Below are 21,022 nucleotides of genomic sequence, written 5' to 3' on the forward strand. Positions count from 1 at the left end.
CCGTGAAAGGACATCATGACATGACAAGTCCACAACTTGACACCCGGCTTCCTCTGAACAGTAGACGCGCTACGTCCGTCTTCGGGCTCTCCGTGCTCGGCTTGCTTACCGCCAACCTCCTTCCGTTCATGGTGATCGCTCTGGAGCAGTCTTTAGAACTCACTGTCACTGAGGCGGGAGGGGTGATGACAGGCTCTTTGTTGGCCACAGCCATCGGTTGCATAGCGAGCACCCGCCTCGCAGACGGTAACCGACGCATCCTGTTGGCAAGAATCAGCCTCGCACTCTCCACAATCGCGTTCACAGCGGCAGCGTTCGGCATGGGTGCCCCTGTGACTATCACCGCGGTCATCCTGGGTGGTGCGGGCCTTGGTGGGGCGCTTTCCGCCAGCGGCGCGGCGCTGGCTGCTTTGCGTAATCCGAACCGGATGTCAGCGGCGAACGGCATCGTTAATCGGGCAGTAGTCACAGTCTTGCTGGGGATCGTACCCCTGTTCGGGATAGTCCTTGGAAGCATCTTTGGACTGGTTGCCGCGATATCAGCCAGCCTTCTTATCGTTGCCGCATGGCTCCCACGCGCACCCTTGGCCGATAAGCCGCCTACCGCACCGGCAGGCGACGCAGTGCCAAGTCTGACAGGAGGGCAGCCAAGTCGTTTGACCACCACCGCCGGTTTCGCGTTGTTGGGTATGTATGCACTCTGGGCTGTCAGCGAAGATTCGGTCTGGGCGCTGGCCGGTACGATGGGCGCCACCCAGTCCGGCCTCTCGGATGCGGGCATCGGCCTGGTCCTGAGCACCTCCAGTGCTGGCGGTCTGGTGGCCGCTGTGCTGCTCACATGGGTAGGAGCACGGTTTGGCCGAGCTGCCCCGTTAGCCGTGTTGCTGATATTGGGAGGCATGCTCAAGCTGGCTGCGGCCCTCACGACCGACCCGGCCTTGTATATGCTCGTTTTGATCCTGTGGAACACCGCATATATGGCAGTCTTTCTGCTCTTCATCGCTACCGCAGCCGCACTTGATACCAACGGGCGCTTCTCCGGCCCTGCCATCGGCGTCTATCTCTTCGGCTCGAGCTTTTCCCCGGTAATTGGAGGATGGCTTGCTGAAACCTTCGGATATGCAGGTTTCGGCTGGGTTGTCGCGCTAGTGAGCTGGGTGCTCGTGATTCCAGTGGTGATAGTCGCCAGAGTATCTACCCGTTTGGAAAGACAGGAAAGCGCGCTTCACCTGGCCGCGACCGCTTCAGAAGAAGGCCTACGATGAACCGAATTGTGCTGACCGACGCACGTTTGCTCAACCCAGCGACCGCTGTTGCCAACGGCACCCCGGACCTTGAAAGAACCACCATCGTCCTGGACCAGGGACTTATCTCCGAAATTGCACCCACCGTCGAACCAAGTATCGGCGACGAGGTCATTGCCCTCAATGGCCAGGTCGTCACACCCGGGTTCGTTGACTCCCACGTCCACCTCGTGTGGGCCGGTGAAAGCCTCGCGAAGGTGGCGCTTACCGACGCATCGGACTTGCCGGAGATTCAGCGCCGTCTCAGCGCAGAACGCCAACGACTCGGCGACAACGCTAAAATACTGCTCGGTAAGGGGTGGCTGTTCGACGCCGTCGGTGGCGAGCCCACCGCCGAGATGATCGATGCAGTTGTTTCCGACATCCCCGTTTTTCTCGACTCGAACGACATGCATTCGATATGGGTCAACAGCGCCGCCCTCGAGGCGATGGGCATCGACGCGGCGACTCCAGATCCTCCATCCGGCCAACTGTCCAGGCTGCCATCCGGTCAGCCTGCCGGCATGCTCTACGAACGGGCCGCACATGAAATTGGTTGGGCCTACCTCACGGCGAGAACCTCCGACGAGGAGCGCGGAGCATCCGTGCTCCGCGCCCTCGATGCTTTCGCCGCCGCCGGCGTAACGTCTGTGATTGATATGGGCATGGACGAGCCGGGGTGGCGGGCACTGCAGAGCGTTACGGCCGCGCACGGCGGCACGCTCCCTGTGAGGGTGGCCGCCCACTGGCTCGTCGCAGATACCGGCGATACGACGACCAACCTCACGCAGGTCCGCCGCGCCCTTGAGCTGGCTGCTGAGTCCACTGAGTGGCTGAGCGTCATCGGAATCAAACTGGTTCTCGATGGGGTAATTGACGCCTGTACAGCGGCGATGAATCAGCCGTACAGCACCGGAGGCAACGGAGACCTGATGTGGGACATTGATCGGCTCCGGGAAGTATCCCTGTCAGCCGACGCCTCCGGTCTCCGCATCGCAATGCATGCCATAGGTGACCACGCGAGCGATGTCGCACTCGATGTATTGGAGTCTGTCATCGAAACGAATCCGATTTGGGACCGTCGCCCTAGACTCGAGCACTTAGAAATAGTCTCTGAAAACACTCCTGAGCGAATGGCTGCCTTGGGAATCACCGCGTCCGTCCAACCAGTGCACGCAGATCCTGCGATCCAACCAAACTGGCGGGCTCAAATCGGCGACGATCGTATCGAGCACGGATACCCGTGGCGCTCATTCAGCGACGCCGGGGCGCTCGTAGCCTTCGGAACAGACGCCCCAACAGCTCCACACGAAGCCTTGGTCAATCTATACATCGCGACGACGCGAAAGTCCGTCATAGACCCAGAACTGCCCGCAAACACCCCACATTCGGCCATACCGGCCGACCAAGCGCTCCGTCACGCAACAGTCGATTCCGCGACCTCCTACGCCGTCGAAGACCGAATAGGACACCTCCGCCGCGGATATTTGGCTGATCTCGTAGTCCTCAGCCGCCATCCTTTTGAACCTGGAGGACTGCGAGAGAACACCGTTGTGTGGACATTCTCCGCTGGCCGTATTATCCACCCAGCAAAATCCGCTCCTGACTCCGATAATGCTGCCCCGGAAGTAGGACCTACCCAGCTGAAGGAGGCCCAGTGACACTGAAACTCGACCCGATTTTCGAAGAGTCCCATCCAACGGGAAGCCCCATCACGGTACCCTCCGTCCTATCAGGGGACGCAATCGGACTGCGCGCAAACCTTGACCCCCTGCTCGTCGATGCCTTTCGCGGATCCGATCCCGCACCTGACGTGAAACACCGGCCTGCAACAACGCGGCGCGGTGACGGTAAACCCATTCCCATGCGTTGGTACAAAAAAGACAACTCTGCGCCAGGCTCTGCAGTGATCTTCCTTCACGGTGGAGGAATGATCGCAGGTTCAGTTGAGATCTACGATCCATTCGTCAGACAGCACGTGCAGTGGTCCGGCGTCCCCATGCTTTCGGTGGACTACACGCTCGCTCCTGGAACCGGCGATGAGGCGCCCGCCTACGAGGCCCTTGCCGCCATCCAGTGGGTTCTGGACCATGCCGCTACTCTCCAGATCGACCCGGAGCGGGTGGCAATCATGGGTGATTCAGCAGGCGGAGGAATCGCTGCTGCTACCGCCATCCTCGCACGGGATCGGGGGATCAACATAGCGCAGCAGATCCTTGTATTTCCTATGCTCGATGATCGGACCCTGGAGATGGATCCCCAGGTGGCCAGGTTTGCCACGTGGACTCACGAGGACAACTACACCGGCTGGCGGGCCTTGCTGGGGGACCGGCTCGGCAGTCCGCACGTCTCGGCATATTTTGCTCCCTCACGCCTTGAGGACTTTGCGGGCCTCGCCCCGGCATACATTGAAGTCGGGACCCTCGACCTTTTCCGCGACGAGTGCATCTCGTACGCGCAGCGGTTGCTAAGGGCCGGGGTTCAAACAGAGCTGCACGTCCACCCCGGCGCTCCACATGGGTACGATTCGCTGGCGTTGGGCTCTTCGTTTGCCGCTCGGTGGAAGGCAGACCGGGTACGGGTAATCAGAAACCTCTGATCCAGTTGCCACATCCCGGAAAATCAGACCCAACCGGTTTGGACGTGCCTTGGGGATCTGATTCCGGAAAAGTTACCAATCTAGCCGATGCTTCTTAGCGGCTTTAAAAACTCGTTTCCAGCCTCGGGACATCAGCCCGTCCGTCTGCACGATTTCTCGTGCTGGGCTGTATGGATTGTCTGGTGGACGGAAAGGAAGAGGCATGAACGAGGTTGAATTGGGTCCTATCTGACGTTGTGGGGAGAGTGGGCAGACCGGCTTGCGGAGGCGGTGGTGATGTCCATGGCCGCGCCCTCGCCAGCGGGGAGTTTCAGTTCTCAGATGCCGCGTCCAGTTTTTGAAATGAGTTCACGCTCGAATTCGCCCAGAGCGGCGAAGACCTTCAGGGGTATTCTGGTGGTGTGTGAATCCGCTGCGCGGGTGTTGGTCGTGGTCAGAGCGCAGTTCTCGTGTGCAACAGGTGCCGCACATATTCTCGACTCCGCCACCCCATCCTTCGTACTTCCTGCTCGTGTGCTAACCCCGCGATCCGTGCTGAGCCCAAGACCTTCCTTGCGGCGGCCAGGCCGTGGTCGCGCTCGGGGTCAGGCCGCCCGTAAGACGCACAACAAGTGCGGGGCGAAGTCTTCGCCGATTTCCAGCACCACGCGGCAATGTGCGCCGTGCTGTTCCGGGAACCCTGCGTACTGACCGCGGAGGTCACACGCCGTCTGACCGCGGCCGAGACCGTTGGTGGTATCCACCTGGACGCGAACGGTCGGGGCGAGGGTGGGTTCCACTCCTCTGACGGCGATGGCCGCGGCGAGGGGATCGTGCATCGCCGAGCATTCCCGGCCGAAGATGTCTACGTAGAAGCCGAAGTAGTGGCCCAGCATTTCACCGAGAGCCTGCGAGGCCGGGTGCTCCGAGGCGAGGAGTTCTTGCCGGTGGTTCTCCTCCAGGACGTTGGTCATGGTGACATCCAGGGGTACCAGGGTGACGTTCCAGTCGGCAGCCAGCACCTCAGCAGCGGCCTCGGGATCGTTGGCGATGTTCGCCTCGGCCACCGCCGAAATGTTCCCCGGGACCAGTGCCGCGCCGCCCATGATGGTGACCTCGGCAATGAGCTCGGGCAGCCTGGGTTCCAGGCGCAGAGCCTCGGCAATATTGGTCAACGGGCCGATGGCCACCAAACGCAAATCCCCCGCGTACTTGTGGGCCAACTGGACCAACAGTTCCGCAGCCGTGGCTTTCACCGGTTCGCGGTCTGATGGGACCAGGTCCACGCCGCCGATTCCGTTGTCGCCGTGGACGTGCGGGGCGCCACCGTGGAAGGTGCCCGCCTGTGGATCGTGCGCACCCACAGCCACGGGGATGTCCGGGTGGCCGGCCAAGTTCAGCAGGTCCAGGGTGTTTCGGGCTCCGTTGGCTGCACTGACGTTGCCGCTCACGGTGCCGATGCCGACGAGGTCGGCCCGCGGGGAGGCCAGGAGGTAGACCAGTGCGAGGGCGTCGTCGATGCCGGTATCGCAGTCGAGGAAGAAGGGGGCGACGGTTCGCTGGATCAATGGCTTCTCTTCTCGCAATTGGCGGTGGATGGTGCAATGGGTTCGATTGTCCGGTCACTACACAAGTGCCTGGATCTTGGGGTTAGCAGAACGGGCTGCTTGGTGACGATCTGGGGAAGTCCTTGTGAATCTCTGCCTAAGATGTCCGCAACGGGCTGCCAGCGGCTTCTTGGTGGGCCCGCTCGGTGACGGGGCAGCAGACGTGCCGGTGCCGGACTTCCTTCCAGTCCGCCTCTTGACTGCTGAATTCGACGGCGTCCACGTCATGTTGATCAAGCAGGCTGGTGGCTCGTTTCATGATTCCTCCATAGGTCTTCTGGGACGGATGTATATCGCGCCGTTTGCTCTGCCGAAGGCCCTGTGAACGGTCGGAAAATCTTTGTTGGGTTGCCAGATGCTGAAAAGAGCGGAGCCTCCTCAGCGTTTGGCGCGGGGTAACCGCATAGCGAATCCGTTGTGGTCGACCGATAATGGCAACGTGTGGTTCAGGGTTTCCGGCGAGGCTGACATCTATGCAGACCGGTCGGCCTCCGAGATTTCCGCTCGCACCGTAGCCTTCTGTTCGACTTCATCGACGGCCGCTGCTTCGCCCTGCTCCAGCCACTCCTGCAGCTGCCCTCGGGTTGGGTATGAAGCCTGGGTCCCACGCCCTGTGGCAGCGTAGGCAGCGACCTGACTGGCAAAGCGCGCCGCCGCCAGTAGGTCGGCCCCATGGGCTAGCTCACCTGCCATGGCTCCGGCAAACGCGTCACCGCACCCGCTCGTGTCTACCGGACGGACCCGAGTAGGTTCTATGCGAACCGGTGATATGGGCCCGTTCTGGAGGTTTTCCAGAACGATTGCGCCCTCGGCTCCCAACGTAATGACGGCGTTCTTCGCTCCGGTCTCTCCAAGCAACGCACCTACTGCCTGCCAGGGCCGCTCAGCCGGAAGGCCTCTTAGACCTACGGCAGCCAGAGCCTCTCCTTCGTTCAAGACGGCAACGTCAACGAGTGGCATGATCGCGATAGCCTTCGGTGAGTAGGGCGAGAGGTTCAATACGGTTATCGCGCCCATGACAGCCGATGCTCTGGCCGCTGCAAGGGCCGTGTCCACTGGCACCTCCAGGCTTAGGCAAAGGACGGCTGCTTTTCCAATTTCGAACAGGGACCTCTGAAGCATCTCGGAGGTGAGCTGATTGTTCGCTCCTGGGGAGACCACGATGAAGTTCTCGGCAGCGTCATCGACCGTGATCAGCGCGGTTCCTGTTGCACTACCTTTTTCCTGGCGAATCAGGTCGATATTAATGCCTTGCTTGGCGGCCGCTTCGCGGAGGAAAACTCCATCTTCGTCCGCGCCGAGTGCGGCCACCAGAATAGGGTTTGCACCCAATCGCGCTGCTGCTGCCGCTTGGTTGGAACCTTTTCCACCAGGGCCGCGGCTGATGCCTCTTCCGATCACGGTTTCGCCAGGATTTGGCAGGTTTCTCGTGCGAACCGTGAGATCCACGTTCATGGATCCTACGACCACTAGCGTGCCCACTCCAGGCTTCGTCATTGTACGTCTGCGTCGTGGAGCTGGAGCTTGCCGGCATTGACGATTCTGGAGCTGATCTCGTCGGCTACCGCCTCGGCGTCGATGGTCGCCACTAAGCGGGCAGTGCCGGTGGGCGAAGGCACTAAAATGGACTGGCCCGCGAACTCGCCTTCACCACCAATCTCGACGATTCCGGCTTCGGAGAACGTGAAGAGTTCCGGGCGCAGGAGGGTTAGCACTGTTATGGGGTCGTGAGGTACGTTCCATTCTTCGTTCCAGAATGCCCACCATTGCCTGATGTCAGCGTCCAGGGCCTGTCCCAGTTGGCCTGCCGCTGCGATTAGCGCCAGCTGGTCCTTGCGCATTTCCACTTTTCGGGTGACTTCAAGCCCGGTTACGGTGATGTTTAGTTCTGACTCGAATACGATCTTGGCCGCATGGTCATCACTGCGGAAATTGTGTTCGGCTTCGTCCATGCCAAATCCTCCTCCCATGACCCACAGGTGCCTCACGTTTCGTGCAAAGGCGGGATCGGTTTCGAGGGCGGCGGCTATGTTGGTGAGTGGTCCGATAGCGATGACGTCGATTTCTCCGGGGCGTTCTGAGACTTGCCGGGTCAGGTAAGGGACCGCGCTTTCTTCCTCGACGGTTTCGTTTTCCAGCCCGTCGTGAAGGGATCCTTCATGGCCGGGCCACCAGACGTCGCGGCCCGACATTGGTTGCTCACGGCCCTGGTGGACGGGTATTTCGCGTCCGGCCAGTTTGCCGAAGCGCCTGGCTAGGCGTGCTCGCAGGAGCGTGTCACCGTAGACGGTTGTGATTCCAAGCAGGTTGGCTTCGGGTGAACCGAGGATCAGTGCCAAGGCGAGGGCATCGTCTACGTCCGATCCGATGTCGGTGTCGAGAATGATGTGGTGCAAGGCACCCATAGTTGTTCCTTCTGGTTAGTGCTGTGGGCATGGCGGTGCCACGCCCACCGGTGTGCGAATGTCTATTTCAGTCCGGTAGTGGTGACGGATTGGATGAAGTAACGCTGGAATCCGATGATGATGGCCAGCGGGATGACGGTCAGCACGATCGATCCGGCGAACATGACGCCGTAGTCAACGTTGAACTGGCCTTGCAGGTTTGAAAGGGCGATAGGGCCGAGGATGTGCTGGGCGTCGGTGCCGTTCAGGAGCGGCCATACGTAGGACTGCCATTGGAACAGGAAGAGAGTGAGTCCGGCTCCGATGAGTGATGGGACTGAGAGCGGTAGGTAGATCCGGCGGAAGATCCCCCACCAGCCCAGCCCGTCGAGGCGTCCTGCTTCTACGAGGTCTTGGGGGATAGCCAGGAAGAAGGTCCGCAGCAGGAAAATGGCCATTCCGTTGCCCAGCCCGGGGAGGATCAGGCCTGTGTATGTGTTTTGGAGGTTCCAGTCCCGGAAGAGGTCGGCCAAGGGAATGGCGATGGCGTCGAAAGGGATCAGGAAACTGACTACAACAACAATGAACACGACGCCTGATCCTTTAAAGGGGATGGCGGCGAGGGCGAAGGCTGCCATGGAGCAGATCGCAAGCCCGATGATCACGGTGACGGTGCTGACGAAAATCGAGTTCCATGTGGCGAGACCAAGGTCGCTACTGAGCAGCGCGGCGTAGTTGTCCAGGCTGGGCGTCAGCGTGAAGAAAGTCTCCCATTGCAACGGGTCCAGAAACCGGAAGGTATCACCTCCTGCTCGTAGAGAGTTCACGAACGTCCACCACAGCGGCAGCAGGAACAAGAGTCCGATGCAGGCGCCAAGAGCGCTTAGCCCGATGTAGCCCAGTGTCCGGCGTTTGGAGATGCTGGTTCTGGTCACGCTGCTCATGCGTTATCAGAGCTCCGGAGAAGCCGGAATTGCACGGCGACGACGACGAGGGTGAGTAGCACGAGAATGATCACTTCCGCTTGGGCCTTGTTGAGGTCACCCAAGGTGTAGGCACGGGTATAGATGTCATACATGAGTAGGTTCGTGGAACCTGACGGGCCGCCTTTGGTGAGGATTTGGACGGGGGCGAAGATCAGAAAATTCGAGACGGTGTCCGCTACCAGAACGAAGGCCAACGGACGCCTCACCAGAGGGAAGGTCACAGACCACAGCTTCCGCCAGGCTGAGGCGCCGTCGATGGACGCAGCCTCGTACAGCTCGGTGGGAACATCATTGATGCCGGCAATGAGGAAGAGCATCCAGTAACCGACGCCGATCCAGCTCAGCAACACCATGATGGAGGCAAGAGACTGCTGCGGGGACGAGAGGAACGGTTGTTCCGGCAAACCGAGTAGTGCCAGGAAGGAGTTCCCCAGGCCATCGGGGCGGTAGATGACGCTCCAGACAACGGCTGAAACCGCCGGCGGCACGGCGATCGGCAGCACGACAAGTGAGCGCCAGATCTTGGACCCAGCAGCGCGCCGCGTATAGAGGACGGCCAGGAGGAATGAGACGCCAATCTGCAAGGGATTGACGATCGCTGAGAAGACCAGGGTGACGAGCAGTGCATTGTTGAAGTCTGCGTTTCCAAAGAGATCGGCGTAGTTCTCAAGACCGACGAACACGGTTCCCCCGCGGAGGAAGCTTTCCCGGAAGAGGCTCTCCGAGAGCGCCACGGCCGCGGGCGCGATGCGCAGGACCACGAGACTGATAAGAGCTGGGGCGAGGAACGCGAAGGCGACGACGATGGTTGACGGGGGCCGCCGGCGGCGGGCAGGCCGCCCTGTGGGGGCCTGCCCTTCCGCGGTTGGGGGACGATCTCTCAGTTGGGAGGGGGACATTGTCAGAGCTGCTTCCAAGCGTCGGTAAGCTGCTGGGCGGCTTGCTTGAGCCGTTCATCCACCGGGCTGCCGTTGCGGATGTCCGCGAAGGCCTTGCCCATAATTTCCTCGAACTGGATGTAGCCAACGGTTACCGGACGGGCTTTTGCAGTCTCAGTGTTTTCGTTGGCAATGAGTTTTGCCAGACCCTTCGCATGGTCTCCGCCGAGGGCTTCGAGTTTGGGAAGGTACTGTTCGGTTGCAGCGCTGTTGGCCGGGATGATGGTGGTGGCTTCGGTTGTTGCCAGGTTGCCAGCTGTGTCCAGGGACGCGAACTCAAGGAATTTCTTGGCTGCGGCTTTGTTCTTGGAGGCAGGGTTGATGCCCCAGGACCACGAGCCCGTTGGTGTGGCTTTACTGCCGCCCTCAAAGTAGGGCATGGGCGCGACGCCCCAATTGACGTCTGCCTTGGAGAACGCGCCAACATCCCAGGGACCGCCCACGAAGTACGCCACTTTTCCGGATGAGAAGAGTGGGCTGGTCTGGAAACCTCCGACACCCCGGGGGGAAAGCCCGGAGGCGAAGGTGTCCGAGTACCACTTCATGGCCTTTTCCCAGCCAGGGTTGGTGACATCGACGGTCAGGTTGTCCTTCCCGGTGATGCCTGAACCGCCACCGGCGGATTCTGCCAAGGGCTGCAGCTGATAGTAGGCCTCAACCTGCTCAAGCAAGAGCCCATACTGTGTGCCAGCCGCTTGGACAGCCTTCGCGTCGGTCGCAATCTGTTCCCAGGTCCTGCGCTCCGAAGGATCAGCCGACGGGTATGTGACCCCCGCAGCGTCAAGAGCGGTCTTGTTAAAGAACAGCAACTGGGTTGAATTCCAAACAGGGAGCGCCCACATCTTGTCCTGATACAGGTTTACGGAATACTGAGCCTCGGGGACGGCAGCTTCGGTTTGGTCCTTCAGGCTGCTCAGGTCCTCCAAAAATCCCTGGGCCGCCAACTGGGACAAGCGGGGCTGGTCCACCGTGTAGACATCAATGGTGTCGTCCTTGGCTCCCAACCTCTGCTGGAGCGTGGAGTTGAGCTGGTCGAACGGTACTTGGGAATACTTGACCGTGATGTCCGGGTTCTTGGCTTCGAACGCCTTGATCACTGGAGCGAACGTCGCAGCGTCTTCAGGACCCAGGAAATTCACTGTACCTGCGCCTGAACCGTCGCTCCCCTGCGACGGATTCGAACTGGGTCCACTGGCGGAGCACCCGGCGAGGAATATCGCTCCGGCTGCAAGCAGCGACGTCGCTGCCAAGGTTGTTCGCTTCACGGGAAGCCCTTTCTAAAGATGAGAAGGATGCAACTTGAGCATCTAACCGGTTAGACTACTCGTGGCGCATAGCTTTGACAAGAGTTTTCCCATTCAAGGGTCGAGGGCCGAATTCACAGTATGATACGAATCTAGGCGGTTAGATGAATCGCTTGTAATCGCTAACAAGGAGAAGACGGTGCCGACAGCCAGGGACGTTGCCAAACTGGCCGGGACATCCAACGCCGTTGTGAGTTACGTGTTCAACAACGGACCCCGCGCTGTTTCAGCGGCCGCCCGGGAACGCGTTCTCAGGGCGGCCAAAGAACTTGACTATAAACCCAACGCATTGGCACGTGCGCTCAGCGCTGGAAAGACCAGGTCCATCGGACTGATCGTTCCGGACATCGCCAATCCGTTCTTCGCAGAACTCGCCCGAGCACTTGAAGTGGCTGCAGCCAACAGGGATCATCTGCTCCTAATCGGCGACTCGGCAACGATCCAGAACCAAGAGCATCGCCTCCTCGAAAGTTTCATCGAGCGGCAGGTTGACTCTCTCATCCTTGTTTCGCTTCTGGACGAACCAAATCTCACGCCGGCCCACGCCGCGAATCTTCCTGTGGTGGCTCTTCACCCGCTGTCATCGGGACAGCGTGCGTCGTCGCTGACGATCGACTATGAGCAGGCCGCCTATGTTGCCACGCGCCACCTGGTCGACGAAGGCTACGACAGTATCGGGCTGCTCAACGCGCCCGTCGACTCTGTAGGTACAAGGCAGCATTCTTCTGGTTTTTCCCGGGCCGTCGCAGGAACACCTATCGTCGTTTCCCGACGTGCTTCGCCCATATCCAGGGCGGGGGCTGCCGAGGTCACCATGGAGTGGCTTCAGGCCCAGGACGCGCCGAGGGCCATCTACGCAACCACTGATGAACAAGCCCACGGCGTGCTTTTCGCTGCCTACTCCCTCGGCCTTAAGGTGCCCAACCAGCTGGCAGTGATCAGCGTCGACGGAACAGAGGCATCCGCCTATTCAGTTCCACCGCTGTCCACAATCCGGCAACCCACTCAATCCATTGCCGAGAGAGCCATCGGTCTCCTTGTCGACGGAAACCCTGAGGAGCCCCTCGTCAAGGAGATCTTCGACTTCGCGCTCATTGTTCGCAAATCGTCCAGAATCTGAACCCCGCACAAACCGTGCCTGCCCAAACGTTGAATGTCAGATGCGCCTTTTTGAGCCTGCCCATCCGCCCGTTCAATGAAGGATCCCCGCCATCGGCTACCCAGCCGCGCACCCGCACCGCCCCATATCAAATGAGACCCTCAGGTCGCTGCCCAAATCACTCTCCACGACCACCTCGACGGAGGACTGCGCCCGGAAATGATCGTTGAACTGGCCGCGGAGGCAGGCGTCCAATTACCTTTCGCTGACGGAGAGCGGCTCGCTGACTGGCCGTCGTGGATAGCGGTCAGCGTCACCGCGCTCTGTCTCGTGGTCGTCGTCACCGAACAACCACGATGGCGCGCACTGACCAAACGACGGTGAACAGCCGGGGCCCAGGAACACTCTTAAGTGAGTGGAGCGCGCCGTAAGGCTCCAGAGAAGTTTTCATGAAAAACATGACGACCGCCCCTGGCCAGGGATTGGCGCGGGGGCCTCAGGGTCTGACCCTAGCCGGTTCCTTGGCCAGCACGATCCTCTCGTTGGGAGTTAGGGCTTCCCCTGAACCGCAGGCTCGAACAAGATGGGTCAGCTTCTGGCCGGCTTACCAACAACGCTGTGGACCGCGGCGAGCACGGTACGCGCCGCCCTGGCAACCACCGCAGTGCTCATAGCCGGCATGCCGTGGACCGGACAAGGCCCGCGATCTCCGCCGGGAGGCTGAAGCCCGACCGGGGGAGTGGTGCGTAGGTGGATCTCAGGAAGATACTGCAGCGCTGAATTTTCCATTGGAGGAGTCCAAAACTGCTGCCGGTTTGGGCTCTAGCAGGCTCCGAGTGTTCGTTTGTCGGTGCTGAGGATAGCGTGGATCAGCTCGCGTATTAGTACGACTGTTTCAGGGTGGGGGAGGGCTGCCCGGTATAAGGGATCTCCCCGGATGCGCCGCCGTCGTGTACTTCATGATTTTGCTCCCAGGCGGCGGAGAGTTCTCTGGCCGCAGGATTCTTGCAGACCAGCAACGCTTCGGCCGCGGCATGGCGGTCTGTGCCCAGATATGCCATGGGCATGGGCATAGGCCACTAGATAGGGGACTCTCTCCAGGTTCAACGCTTGATCTTGGTCGTATTCAGAGCTAAGTGCTGGGTTCACGAAGGCGCAGCGCAGTCCGCAAGAGGATGGTATACCGGTCGCCGGTTCGGGTTCTTCGTGCATATCGTATGGACGGGGTGACGCAAAGTTGCCGGTTGCTTCACCCCGTCCAGAAGGTGACTTCTAGAAGCTGGCCCGCCATTCCTGGATGATGCGTACAGCATCTTCGATGTTGGACTCGAGGAGGAAGTGCCCGCCGTCGATCAGTTCAATGCGTGCGTGGGGAGCATCGTGGAGGAATGCCTTAGCACCGGCTGGCCCAAAGATCTCATCGTTCTCGCCCCAAAGGGCAAGGACGGGCACTTTGGAGTTGCGAAGCCACTCGTGGACGGACGGGTAGAGGTCCCGGTTTGTTTGGTAGTCGCCGAAAAGCGCCAGCTGCGCCCTATCGATGCCCGGTCGGTTGAGCAGCGTAATGTCGTGTTCCCAGGCGTCCGGGTCGATTGTTGTCGGATCGGGTACGCCGTGCTTGTACTGCCATTCGATGGCTTCGCGGCCGAGGGCAGGACGCAGGGCCTGCTCGTTCTCCTCGGACGGGTCGGCATGGTAAGCCCAGATTGGCGCCCAGAATTCTGGCACGAAGCCTTCTTCGTAGGCATTGCCATTCTGCGAGATGACGCCCTCGACGGCTGCCGGGTTCGCCAAGGCCAGCCGCCACGCGATCGGGGCGCCGTAGTCCTGCGCGTAGACGGTGTACTTCTCAACTCCGATTGCATCGAGGAAAGCGATCGTCACTTCAGTGAGTGCCGCGAAAGTGTAATTGAAGTCGTTGACGGACGGCGCCGAGGACCGGCCGAAGCCGATATGGTCGGGGGCAATCACCCGGTACTTGTCCGCCAGGGCCGGGATGAGGTGACGGAACATGTGTGAGCTTGTCGGGTACCCGTGAAGGAGGAGCAGTACAGGAGCGGCCTCCGGGCCGGCTTCACGATAGAAGACCTCAAGACCATTGACGGAAACGGTGCGGTGGTGGACTGTAATCATGTCGATAACCCCTAAAGTTTGTTTTACTGGTTACCAGGACGATAGCATGAACCGGTAAAGTCACCCCTAACGTCGAAGGAGTATCCGATGGTCCAGGACGAGGATCTACTGCTGGCTCTGCTCAACAGCGCCCCGATCATCGAGGGCACCCCGACGGATACACTGGCCGGCGCGACGGGCGAAAAGTTCAGCGCCCGATTCGGCGGCACCGGCTCCGCGGCCGAGCGCACGCAGATCTGGAAAATGCGTGGCTGTCTCCACGATGCAATCCGCGGCCGCGATGACGCGCCGCAGCACCTCTCACTAGCTCTCTACGAGACAGTCCTCATCCCGAAAGTCACGCAGCAGGGACTGAACTGGGAGCTCAGGACGCACCCAGACAAGATGATCTCCGCCCGGGCCGCGATCGCGTGGTCTCGCGTGCTCGAGGAAGCTCCTGGCCGTCTACGCGCCTGCGCCAACGACGATTGCAACCTTTTCCTTATCGACCGCAGTCGCCCCGGTACCGCCAAGTGGTGCTCGATGGCCACCTGCGGCAACAGGATGAAAGCCCGAGCGCACGCAAACCGCAAGCGCGGAGCAACCGCCCAGTCCTGACCCCGGTCGTGTGCACTGTCTTCCGTCTAGCCGTGGACACGCTGGTGATGCATAGCTTGGGCCGTCTCGCCAAGAAGCTGGATGAGTTCTCTTAAGTGCAGCAGCTCACGGCCAGGGGGAGGTCGACCCCCAGGATCTTTGCCAGGGCAATGCCCTCGCTTACGGGGGAGGACGGCATAGCTGCCCCTTCAGATGAGTGCGCTTAGGCCAGGCCGCGATAGTCCTAATTTGGGTCATGCCAGGCGCCTTCCCGCTTTTGCCGGGTCCGCACCCGCCGACGGTGAATCTGATGCTCTCGGAGATGGGCGCCTTCGCTGGGTAACCGAGACAGGAGCGCTATTCGAAACCCTCAAAGAACTGTAATTCTTCTCCAGTTGAGGGTTTTCGAGTGTATCGGTTGCGTCGATGGATGCCATCGGCTCGTTATCTCTTGTTCATCTGCCGTTGGTGGCGGTGGCATGCACCCGTTCACCCCTGCTGTTTCAGCGCGCCGATCATTCTGAGTGGAGATCAACTCCGGCAAGCGATGAGAGGGGTAGAGATGCGTTTAGTGAAGAGAAATCCGGCAGCGGTCCGCACGTCATGGTTCCGCCAGTTATACGTCTGGGTACTGTTGGGCATGGCTGCCGGAGTTACCGTCGGCTTCCTGGCGCCGAGCTTTGGTGCTTCCCTGGAGCCGCTCGGAGATGCGTTTATCGCATTGATAACGATGCTCCTGGGACCCATCGTCTTCTGCATGGTGGTCACCGGAATCGCCGCGGTGTCCAACCTCCGCAAACTTGGCGGCGTCGCGTTGCGCTCCCTCATCTACTTCGAAGTTGTCACGACCATCGCGATGCTCCTTGGGCTGTTGGCCGTCAACTTGGTGCGCCCCGGCGACGGGCTGGCCGTCGGCCAGTCTGCGCTGGAAGTCACTGACGCTGCATCCAGCAAAATTGAAGCTGCTGAGGGGATGCAATGGACCGATTACATCCTCCAGGTCGTGCCGGGAAATATAGTCGAAAGCTTTGCGACTGGTGCCATCCTGCAGATCCTTCTGTTCGCGGTGCTCTTTGGTGCCGCCCTGGTTGTTTTGGGACCGCGAGCCAAACCGGTGGCATACGGAGTCGAGCGGCTCAGTGAAGTTCTGTTTACCATCGTCCGGTTTGTCACCTACGCGGCTCCCATCGGCGTCTTCGGCGCCATGGCCTACACCGTTGGAGCGCATGGGGCAGCCATGATCACTGCCCTCCTGAAGCTGATCCTCACGTTTTACGCAACGTCAGCGGTGTTTATCGTTGTGATACTGGGTGGAGTTCTGCTGATGACTGGCCTGAACCCGTTGCGGACGCTTCGTTACTTCCGTGAAGAGGTTCTCCTCGCTCTGGGCGCGTCATCCTCCGAAGTAGCCATCCCGGGCATCGTCCGGAAACTGGAGAATGCTGGCGTCAGCAAGGGAACTGCGGGAATCACCGTCAGTGCCGGTTACTCGTTCAATCTTGACGGCACCTCGATCTACCTTTCATTGACTACCGTTTTCATCGCCCAGTCATTGGGCATCAATCTGAGCCTTGGTCAGCAAATGCTGCTGCTGGGCGTAATGCTGCTCTCATCCAAGGGCACTGCAGGCGCCACCGGAGGCGGCTTCGTAATGTTGTCCGCCACCGTCTCCTCCTCGGGTCTGATTCCGGTTGGCGGGGCCATGCTGGTGTTCGGCATTGACCGCTTCATGTCAGAGTGCCGAGCCGTGGTGAACTCCTTGGGCAACGCAGTGGCAGGCCTGGTCATCGCCCGCTGGCAGGGCGAGATCACTCCCGTAGCCGTAAACGCCATCATGTCCGGCGGCCGGCCCGGAGAACTTGCCACCAGTGATGCAACCCAGGACGGATCAGGGCTTGGCGACGCCGCCGCCGCGGAGAAGCCCATCCGCGTCAGCCAAGATGCTTGATGGGACGGTTCAGCCTTGAACGTCTGCGGACGCTCGTAACCATTACGGATCACGGCAGCATTTCTGCCGCCGCCCGCACCTTGGGGCTGGCCCAGTCGAGTGTCTCTTCCAGTCTTCAGCACCTCGAAAATGAAATTGGCGCCGTTCTGATAGACCGGAGCGGCCGCAGCCTGCGGCTTACCGAAGCCGGCTGGACGATGCTCCACTACGCGCGGTCCATCATCAGCCTTGCCGAAGAAGCAACCGACCAGGTAGCTCGGTTGAAGCTCGCCCCCATTACGGGAACGTTGTCGATCGGGGGCACAGGGACCGCCGCGCACACAGTACTGCCGGCGGCACTTGGCGCCTTCCTGGGCAGCTACCAGGGCATTGAACTGCTGATGACGATCCAAAGTTCGTTGCGGACGGTCCAGCAGGTGGTTTCGGGCGAATTGCCCCTGGCAATGATCGCCGGACCCGCAGAGCACCCGTCGCTGGAAGTCCTCCACGTTGCCAACGAAGAAAACGTGGTCATCGTGTCCCGTTCCCATCCCTTGGCGAATCAAGATGCCGAAACAAAAAGCCTCAGGGGTGTCAGGGTCCTGCTCCGGGAAGAGGGATCCACCACCCGAAGCTATCAACTTGCACTGATGGAACGATGGAACATACCCGGCGTCCAGACCAGCACCATAGCCAGCACCAGCGCCATCCTCAGCGCCGTAGCTCACGGACTTGGCCTTACCTGTCTGCCCCGGGCGGTAGCCGAGCATGCCCTGCAGGTCGGCGCCGTGGCCGAAATCAGATTCAATGAACCCCTTCCGGTGCGCCCGGTATCACTGATCCGGCGCGCTGACAGGCCACCCACCTTGATCGAAGAACTGTTCTTCGAACGCATAAAAGAGAAAGCGACAGCATGTCCACCATCACCGTAAACGACCGAACCTACACCGTTCCGGAAACACCCGTCGTCGTCATCACCGTTGACGGAGGGGACCCCCGGTACTTCCACGATGCTCTCAACCGTGAGATCATGCCACGCCTGGCCGGGATGCTCACCTCGGGTGGTTCCTTCGCCCTCGGCGCTTCAGAGATGCCCAGCCTTACCAACCCCAATAACATTTCCATCGTCACCGGGGTATCGCCGGCCATCCATGGAATCCCTGGCAACTACTGCCGCCTGCCCGACGGCACCCTGGAACTCCTCAACGACCCACGATTCCTCCGCGCACCCAGCATCCACTCCGCATTCGAAGCCGCCGGCATACCCACCCTGATGGTGACCACCAAGGACAAGCTGCGACTGCTGTTGGGCAATGGCGGCGTCCCGAGCGTCAGCGTCGAACGCGCTGCCGGCGCTTCGATTCCCGTCTACGGCATCGATGACGTCGAGGCCTTGGTCGGGTCGCCCGCACCGGGTGTCTATGACCCGCTCGCCAGTCACTACGCAATGCAGATCGGCCTGGCAGCGATCGCACACACTCCCGAACTGAAACTCATCTACGTGTCGCTGACCGACAGGGTCCAGCACGCCTCTGCCCCCGGAGACGAACTCGCGGACTTGTTCTTCACCGAGTTCGACGCCCTGCTCGGCCAATATCTCGACGCGGGCTGCCGCGTGGCAGTGACCGCAGACCACGGAATGAACAGCAAGCACGACGCCAACGGCGAAGCAAAAGTCCACTACCTCGAAGACGTCCTGCAGGAAGCGGGCATCCCGATCGAGGAAATCGTCCTGCCCATCACCGATCCCTACACCAAGCACCACGGCGCCCTGGGTTCATTCGCCTGGATCTACCTGGCCCCGGAACACCGGGATCGCGCCCGGGAAGTCCTTGGTGCATTGACCGGCATCGAAGAGATCTGGGACCGTGAATCGTCAGCCACCATCTACGAACATCCCATCGACCGGATCGGCGACCTGGCCGTTACCGCCGCGGCCGACACCGCACTTGGCCGAACCGCCAGCGCTCACGATCTCACCCAACTGCATGGCGCCCTCCGCTCCCACGGTGGACGGTATGAGCAACTGGTCCCGTTGATCCTCAGTCACCCCGTTAACGGCCCGCTAACTGCCAAATACCAGGCAGGAATCCTCCGGAGCCGAGACATCCACGACCTCGTTCTCAACCACGCCTGAACGACTACCCCGACGTGAACCACCCGCCCAAGTCCCTCCGTAGGGTCCTTGCGCGCATGGCAGCAGGTGGCGAAGCCTAGGACGACAAGTCCAGCCAGGCGGCTGGAAACTCCCTGGCCGCGGTGGGTGGGGGCGTTGCCGGCCCTAGGCGAAGAAAGCCGGCCAGCCGTTCAATGGCACCCGGCCGAGGGATGTCGTCCGGCCTTCCTCATGTGCGGGGCGGGCTACCATCTCAGCTGCTTCCGGCATGGCGCGTCAGACCGGCCTTGGTCGGCATGTCGGCCGAGACCCCGGTTGATGACCATGGGTCTCAGTGGGTTGGGGGAGTTTGGCCGCTCAGGAGTTCAATGATCGTTTTAAGATCCGAGCTCTGTAGGTTGGCGAGGGGCGAGCCGGTGGAGGCGAGCTTAGCGATCGCCATGCGAGCTGCGCGGCCATCCGAGGTGAGCTCAATGACTCGCTGTCGAAGGTCGGTGGGAGATGGTTTGCGTGTGACGAGGCCTTTTGTCTCGAGTTGGTGACACAGGAACGTCACGTTCTGTGGGGTGCAGTGTGTCCGTTCGGCGGCTGCACTCATTGACGGTGGTGGCGAATCTGGGTCGATCACCCAGAGCAGATGGGCCGTGGCTGCAGTGATTCCAAACTTGCGTAGGACCGGCTCGAGGGCATCGTTGGTGCGCGCGACCACGTCATAGACAGCGAATAGGGCGTCCGACATATTCTTTGCGCGGTCGTTTTCCACACCCTCACTCTACCTGTTACTACAACACTCGAAGTTCCTGTTAGATTAACTTCAAGACTTGAAGGAATGGTGAGCGAATTGAAGCGGAAGACACGCCTTTATGGGTGATAGCCCCTGCTCGGGCAGTGATTGTGGTGTGGAGCGGGCGTGGCCAAAGGATTCCGATCCCTGCCGCGGTCAACGCAATGCCTGGCACTGAGCCGTTTATCAGCTCACTACTGTTCACACGTCGGCTACAACCAACCACGTGCCTACGCACCTGAATAGAAAGCTCGCTATGCATAGAGCACAACTCGATGGACAGTCCATCATCGTCACCGGCGCCGCGAGCGGCATCGGTTTCTTCATTGCGGAAGGACTCGCACGCCTCGGTGCGCAGATCATTGTGGCAGCCCGGTCCGCGGAAAAGGCGCAGAGTGCTATCGCGCTTCTCCCGGAATCCGCGCGCCACCGCCACCTGATATTGAATCTCGCAGACCTCGAATCAGTTCGCTCAGCCGGATCGAGCATCGGCGACGGTCCGCCTGTGCACGGTCTCGTAATGAATGCCGGAGTCATAGCCGCCCACCCCACCTTCACTGAGGGCCCTTTCGGAGTGGAGTCCACGGTCGGCGTGAACGTCCTCGCGCATCTTGAGTTTCTGAGACTGAGCTTTCCCGCGCTCGAGCAGGCTCCTGCAGCGAGGATAATCAGCACCGGCAGTTTTCTCACGAAGAAGATTCCTTTTGACGCGGACGGGTGGCTCGCTCCTTCGGCGTACCACCCCCGCGCCGCCTACGCAATGTCAAAGCACGCAGCAGAAATCATCGGATTCGAACTCGACCGACGTCTAACCAGGACTGGTTCCAGTGTGAGATCGGTGGTCAGCCACCCAGGCTCAGCCATCGACGCCTTGACGCCAGACCGGCCCCCTATGCATCAACGCTCCACACTCGTACGCACACTCGCCACCATCGCGGCTCCGGCATTCGCAAGGATCGTGCACGGCAAAGAAGAGGCTGCGCAACCGGCGATTGCCGCGATGACTACCCCCGAGATCCCTGCCAACGCCTACTTCGGACCACGCACGGGAGTCACCGGCACGCCAACCCTAACGACGCCGGTGTCGACGAGCCTCAGTCCTGCTCTCGGCCGAAGAGTCTGGTCAGAAGCCGAAGAGCTGCTAGGGAACCCGATCATCTCCGAGACGTGATCTAGCACGTCTTCCGCGGGGCTGCCCACGATTCTTACCCTGGTCAGCGGTAGAGGGCTGTGAGGAGGGTGATGATGTCGTGCAGTCTTGCGGGCGGGTCTTTTTTGGTCCAGGCAGCGTAAACGGGTACGGGGGG

19 protein-coding genes are annotated in these 21,022 nt (G+C 60.6%); 10 read left to right on the forward strand and 9 right to left on the reverse strand.

The features are described 5' to 3' along the window. Window positions 1-20 precede the first annotated feature (20 nt). From ASF72_RS13310 to ASF72_RS13320, 3 genes are all read left to right on the forward strand, one after another. Entirely contained in the window at window positions 21-1,265 is a 1,245-nt protein-coding gene (locus ASF72_RS13310) for an MFS transporter (protein ID WP_056599593.1), read from the forward strand. Then, a complete protein-coding gene (locus tag ASF72_RS13315; RefSeq protein WP_056599596.1) occupies window positions 1,262-2,944 on the forward strand; it encodes an amidohydrolase in 1,683 nt (560 codons plus the stop codon). The genes ASF72_RS13310 and ASF72_RS13315 overlap by 4 nt, the downstream gene beginning before the upstream one ends. Window positions 2,945-3,147: 203 nt before the next feature. Continuing rightward, the gene (locus ASF72_RS13320) at window positions 3,148-3,882 is read left to right on the forward strand and encodes an alpha/beta hydrolase (protein WP_056599599.1); all 735 of its coding nucleotides are present in this window, start codon (window positions 3,148-3,150) and stop codon (window positions 3,880-3,882) included. Window positions 3,883-4,466: 584 nt separating this feature from the next. Here the strand turns inward: ASF72_RS13320 and ASF72_RS13325 are convergent. The 7 genes from ASF72_RS13325 to ASF72_RS13350 form a co-directional block, all read right to left on the reverse strand. Beyond that, window positions 4,467-5,429 carry a nucleoside hydrolase gene (locus ASF72_RS13325; protein ID WP_235504729.1) on the reverse strand — a complete coding sequence of 321 codons (963 nt, stop codon included), beginning with the start codon at window positions 5,427-5,429 and terminating at the stop codon, window positions 4,467-4,469. A gap of 136 nt (window positions 5,430-5,565) precedes the next feature. Beyond that, the gene (locus ASF72_RS20375) at window positions 5,566-5,727 is read right to left on the reverse strand and encodes a hypothetical protein (protein WP_157370982.1); all 162 of its coding nucleotides are present in this window, start codon (window positions 5,725-5,727) and stop codon (window positions 5,566-5,568) included. A gap of 212 nt (window positions 5,728-5,939) precedes the next feature. Then, window positions 5,940-6,965: a ribokinase gene (locus ASF72_RS13330; RefSeq protein ID WP_082484254.1), complete on the reverse strand. Its 1,026-nt coding sequence runs from the start codon at window positions 6,963-6,965 to the stop codon at window positions 5,940-5,942. Then, window positions 6,962-7,873 carry a nucleoside hydrolase gene (locus ASF72_RS13335; protein ID WP_056599605.1) on the reverse strand — a complete coding sequence of 304 codons (912 nt, stop codon included), beginning with the start codon at window positions 7,871-7,873 and terminating at the stop codon, window positions 6,962-6,964. The genes ASF72_RS13330 and ASF72_RS13335 overlap by 4 nt, the downstream gene beginning before the upstream one ends. Window positions 7,874-7,935: 62 nt before the next feature. Beyond that, window positions 7,936-8,796: a carbohydrate ABC transporter permease gene (locus ASF72_RS13340; RefSeq protein ID WP_082484255.1), complete on the reverse strand. Its 861-nt coding sequence runs from the start codon at window positions 8,794-8,796 to the stop codon at window positions 7,936-7,938. Beyond that, the gene (locus ASF72_RS13345; protein WP_200933653.1) at window positions 8,793-9,599 is read right to left on the reverse strand and encodes a carbohydrate ABC transporter permease; all 807 of its coding nucleotides are present in this window, start codon (window positions 9,597-9,599) and stop codon (window positions 8,793-8,795) included. The genes ASF72_RS13340 and ASF72_RS13345 overlap by 4 nt, the downstream gene beginning before the upstream one ends. Before the next feature lie 140 nt (window positions 9,600-9,739). Beyond that, a complete protein-coding gene (locus ASF72_RS13350) occupies window positions 9,740-10,915 on the reverse strand; it encodes a sugar ABC transporter substrate-binding protein (protein ID WP_056599615.1) in 1,176 nt (391 codons plus the stop codon). Window positions 10,916-11,219: 304 nt separating this feature from the next. Between ASF72_RS13350 and ASF72_RS13355 the strand changes: the two genes are divergently transcribed. Further along, on the forward strand, window positions 11,220-12,200 hold the full coding sequence (locus ASF72_RS13355; RefSeq protein ID WP_056599618.1) for a LacI family DNA-binding transcriptional regulator: 981 nt from the start codon (window positions 11,220-11,222) through the stop codon (window positions 12,198-12,200). A 156-nt stretch (window positions 12,201-12,356) separates the two neighbouring features. Next, entirely contained in the window at window positions 12,357-12,563 is a 207-nt protein-coding gene (locus ASF72_RS20085) for a hypothetical protein (protein ID WP_082484258.1), read from the forward strand. 888 nt (window positions 12,564-13,451) lie between these two features. Here ASF72_RS20085 and ASF72_RS13365 read toward each other — a convergent pair. Further along, window positions 13,452-14,312 carry an alpha/beta fold hydrolase gene (locus ASF72_RS13365; RefSeq protein WP_056599623.1) on the reverse strand — a complete coding sequence of 287 codons (861 nt, stop codon included), beginning with the start codon at window positions 14,310-14,312 and terminating at the stop codon, window positions 13,452-13,454. 87 nt (window positions 14,313-14,399) lie between these two features. On the opposite strand from ASF72_RS13365, the gene ASF72_RS13370 reads away from it, so the two are divergent. From ASF72_RS13370 to ASF72_RS13385, 4 genes are all read left to right on the forward strand, one after another. Continuing rightward, window positions 14,400-14,909, forward strand: coding sequence for a CGNR zinc finger domain-containing protein (locus ASF72_RS13370; protein ID WP_056599626.1), 510 nt, complete (start codon window positions 14,400-14,402; stop codon window positions 14,907-14,909). 409 nt (window positions 14,910-15,318) lie between these two features. Continuing rightward, on the forward strand, window positions 15,319-16,836 hold the full coding sequence (locus tag ASF72_RS13375) for a cation:dicarboxylate symporter family transporter (RefSeq protein WP_082484260.1): 1,518 nt from the start codon (window positions 15,319-15,321) through the stop codon (window positions 16,834-16,836). Continuing rightward, window positions 16,836-17,747 (forward strand): LysR family transcriptional regulator, encoded by a 912-nt coding sequence (locus tag ASF72_RS13380; protein WP_056599632.1) that lies wholly within the window; start codon window positions 16,836-16,838, stop codon window positions 17,745-17,747. The genes ASF72_RS13375 and ASF72_RS13380 overlap by 1 nt, the downstream gene beginning before the upstream one ends. Beyond that, window positions 17,729-18,952, forward strand: a complete 1,224-nt coding sequence (locus ASF72_RS13385) for an alkaline phosphatase family protein (protein WP_056599635.1) — start codon at window positions 17,729-17,731, stop codon at window positions 18,950-18,952. The genes ASF72_RS13380 and ASF72_RS13385 overlap by 19 nt, the downstream gene beginning before the upstream one ends. 310 nt (window positions 18,953-19,262) lie before the next feature. Here the strand turns inward: ASF72_RS13385 and ASF72_RS13390 are convergent, their stop codons facing one another. Beyond that, on the reverse strand, window positions 19,263-19,694 hold the full coding sequence (locus ASF72_RS13390) for a MarR family winged helix-turn-helix transcriptional regulator (RefSeq protein ID WP_056599637.1): 432 nt from the start codon (window positions 19,692-19,694) through the stop codon (window positions 19,263-19,265). A 277-nt stretch (window positions 19,695-19,971) separates the two neighbouring features. Between ASF72_RS13390 and ASF72_RS13395 the strand changes: the two genes are divergently transcribed. Continuing rightward, window positions 19,972-20,886 carry an SDR family NAD(P)-dependent oxidoreductase gene (locus ASF72_RS13395; protein ID WP_056599640.1) on the forward strand — a complete coding sequence of 305 codons (915 nt, stop codon included), beginning with the start codon at window positions 19,972-19,974 and terminating at the stop codon, window positions 20,884-20,886. Window positions 20,887-21,022 lie beyond the last annotated feature (136 nt).

Origin of the sequence: Arthrobacter sp. Leaf141, assembly GCF_001424565.1 — a bacterium.
GTDB lineage: Bacteria > Actinomycetota > Actinomycetes > Actinomycetales > Micrococcaceae > Arthrobacter.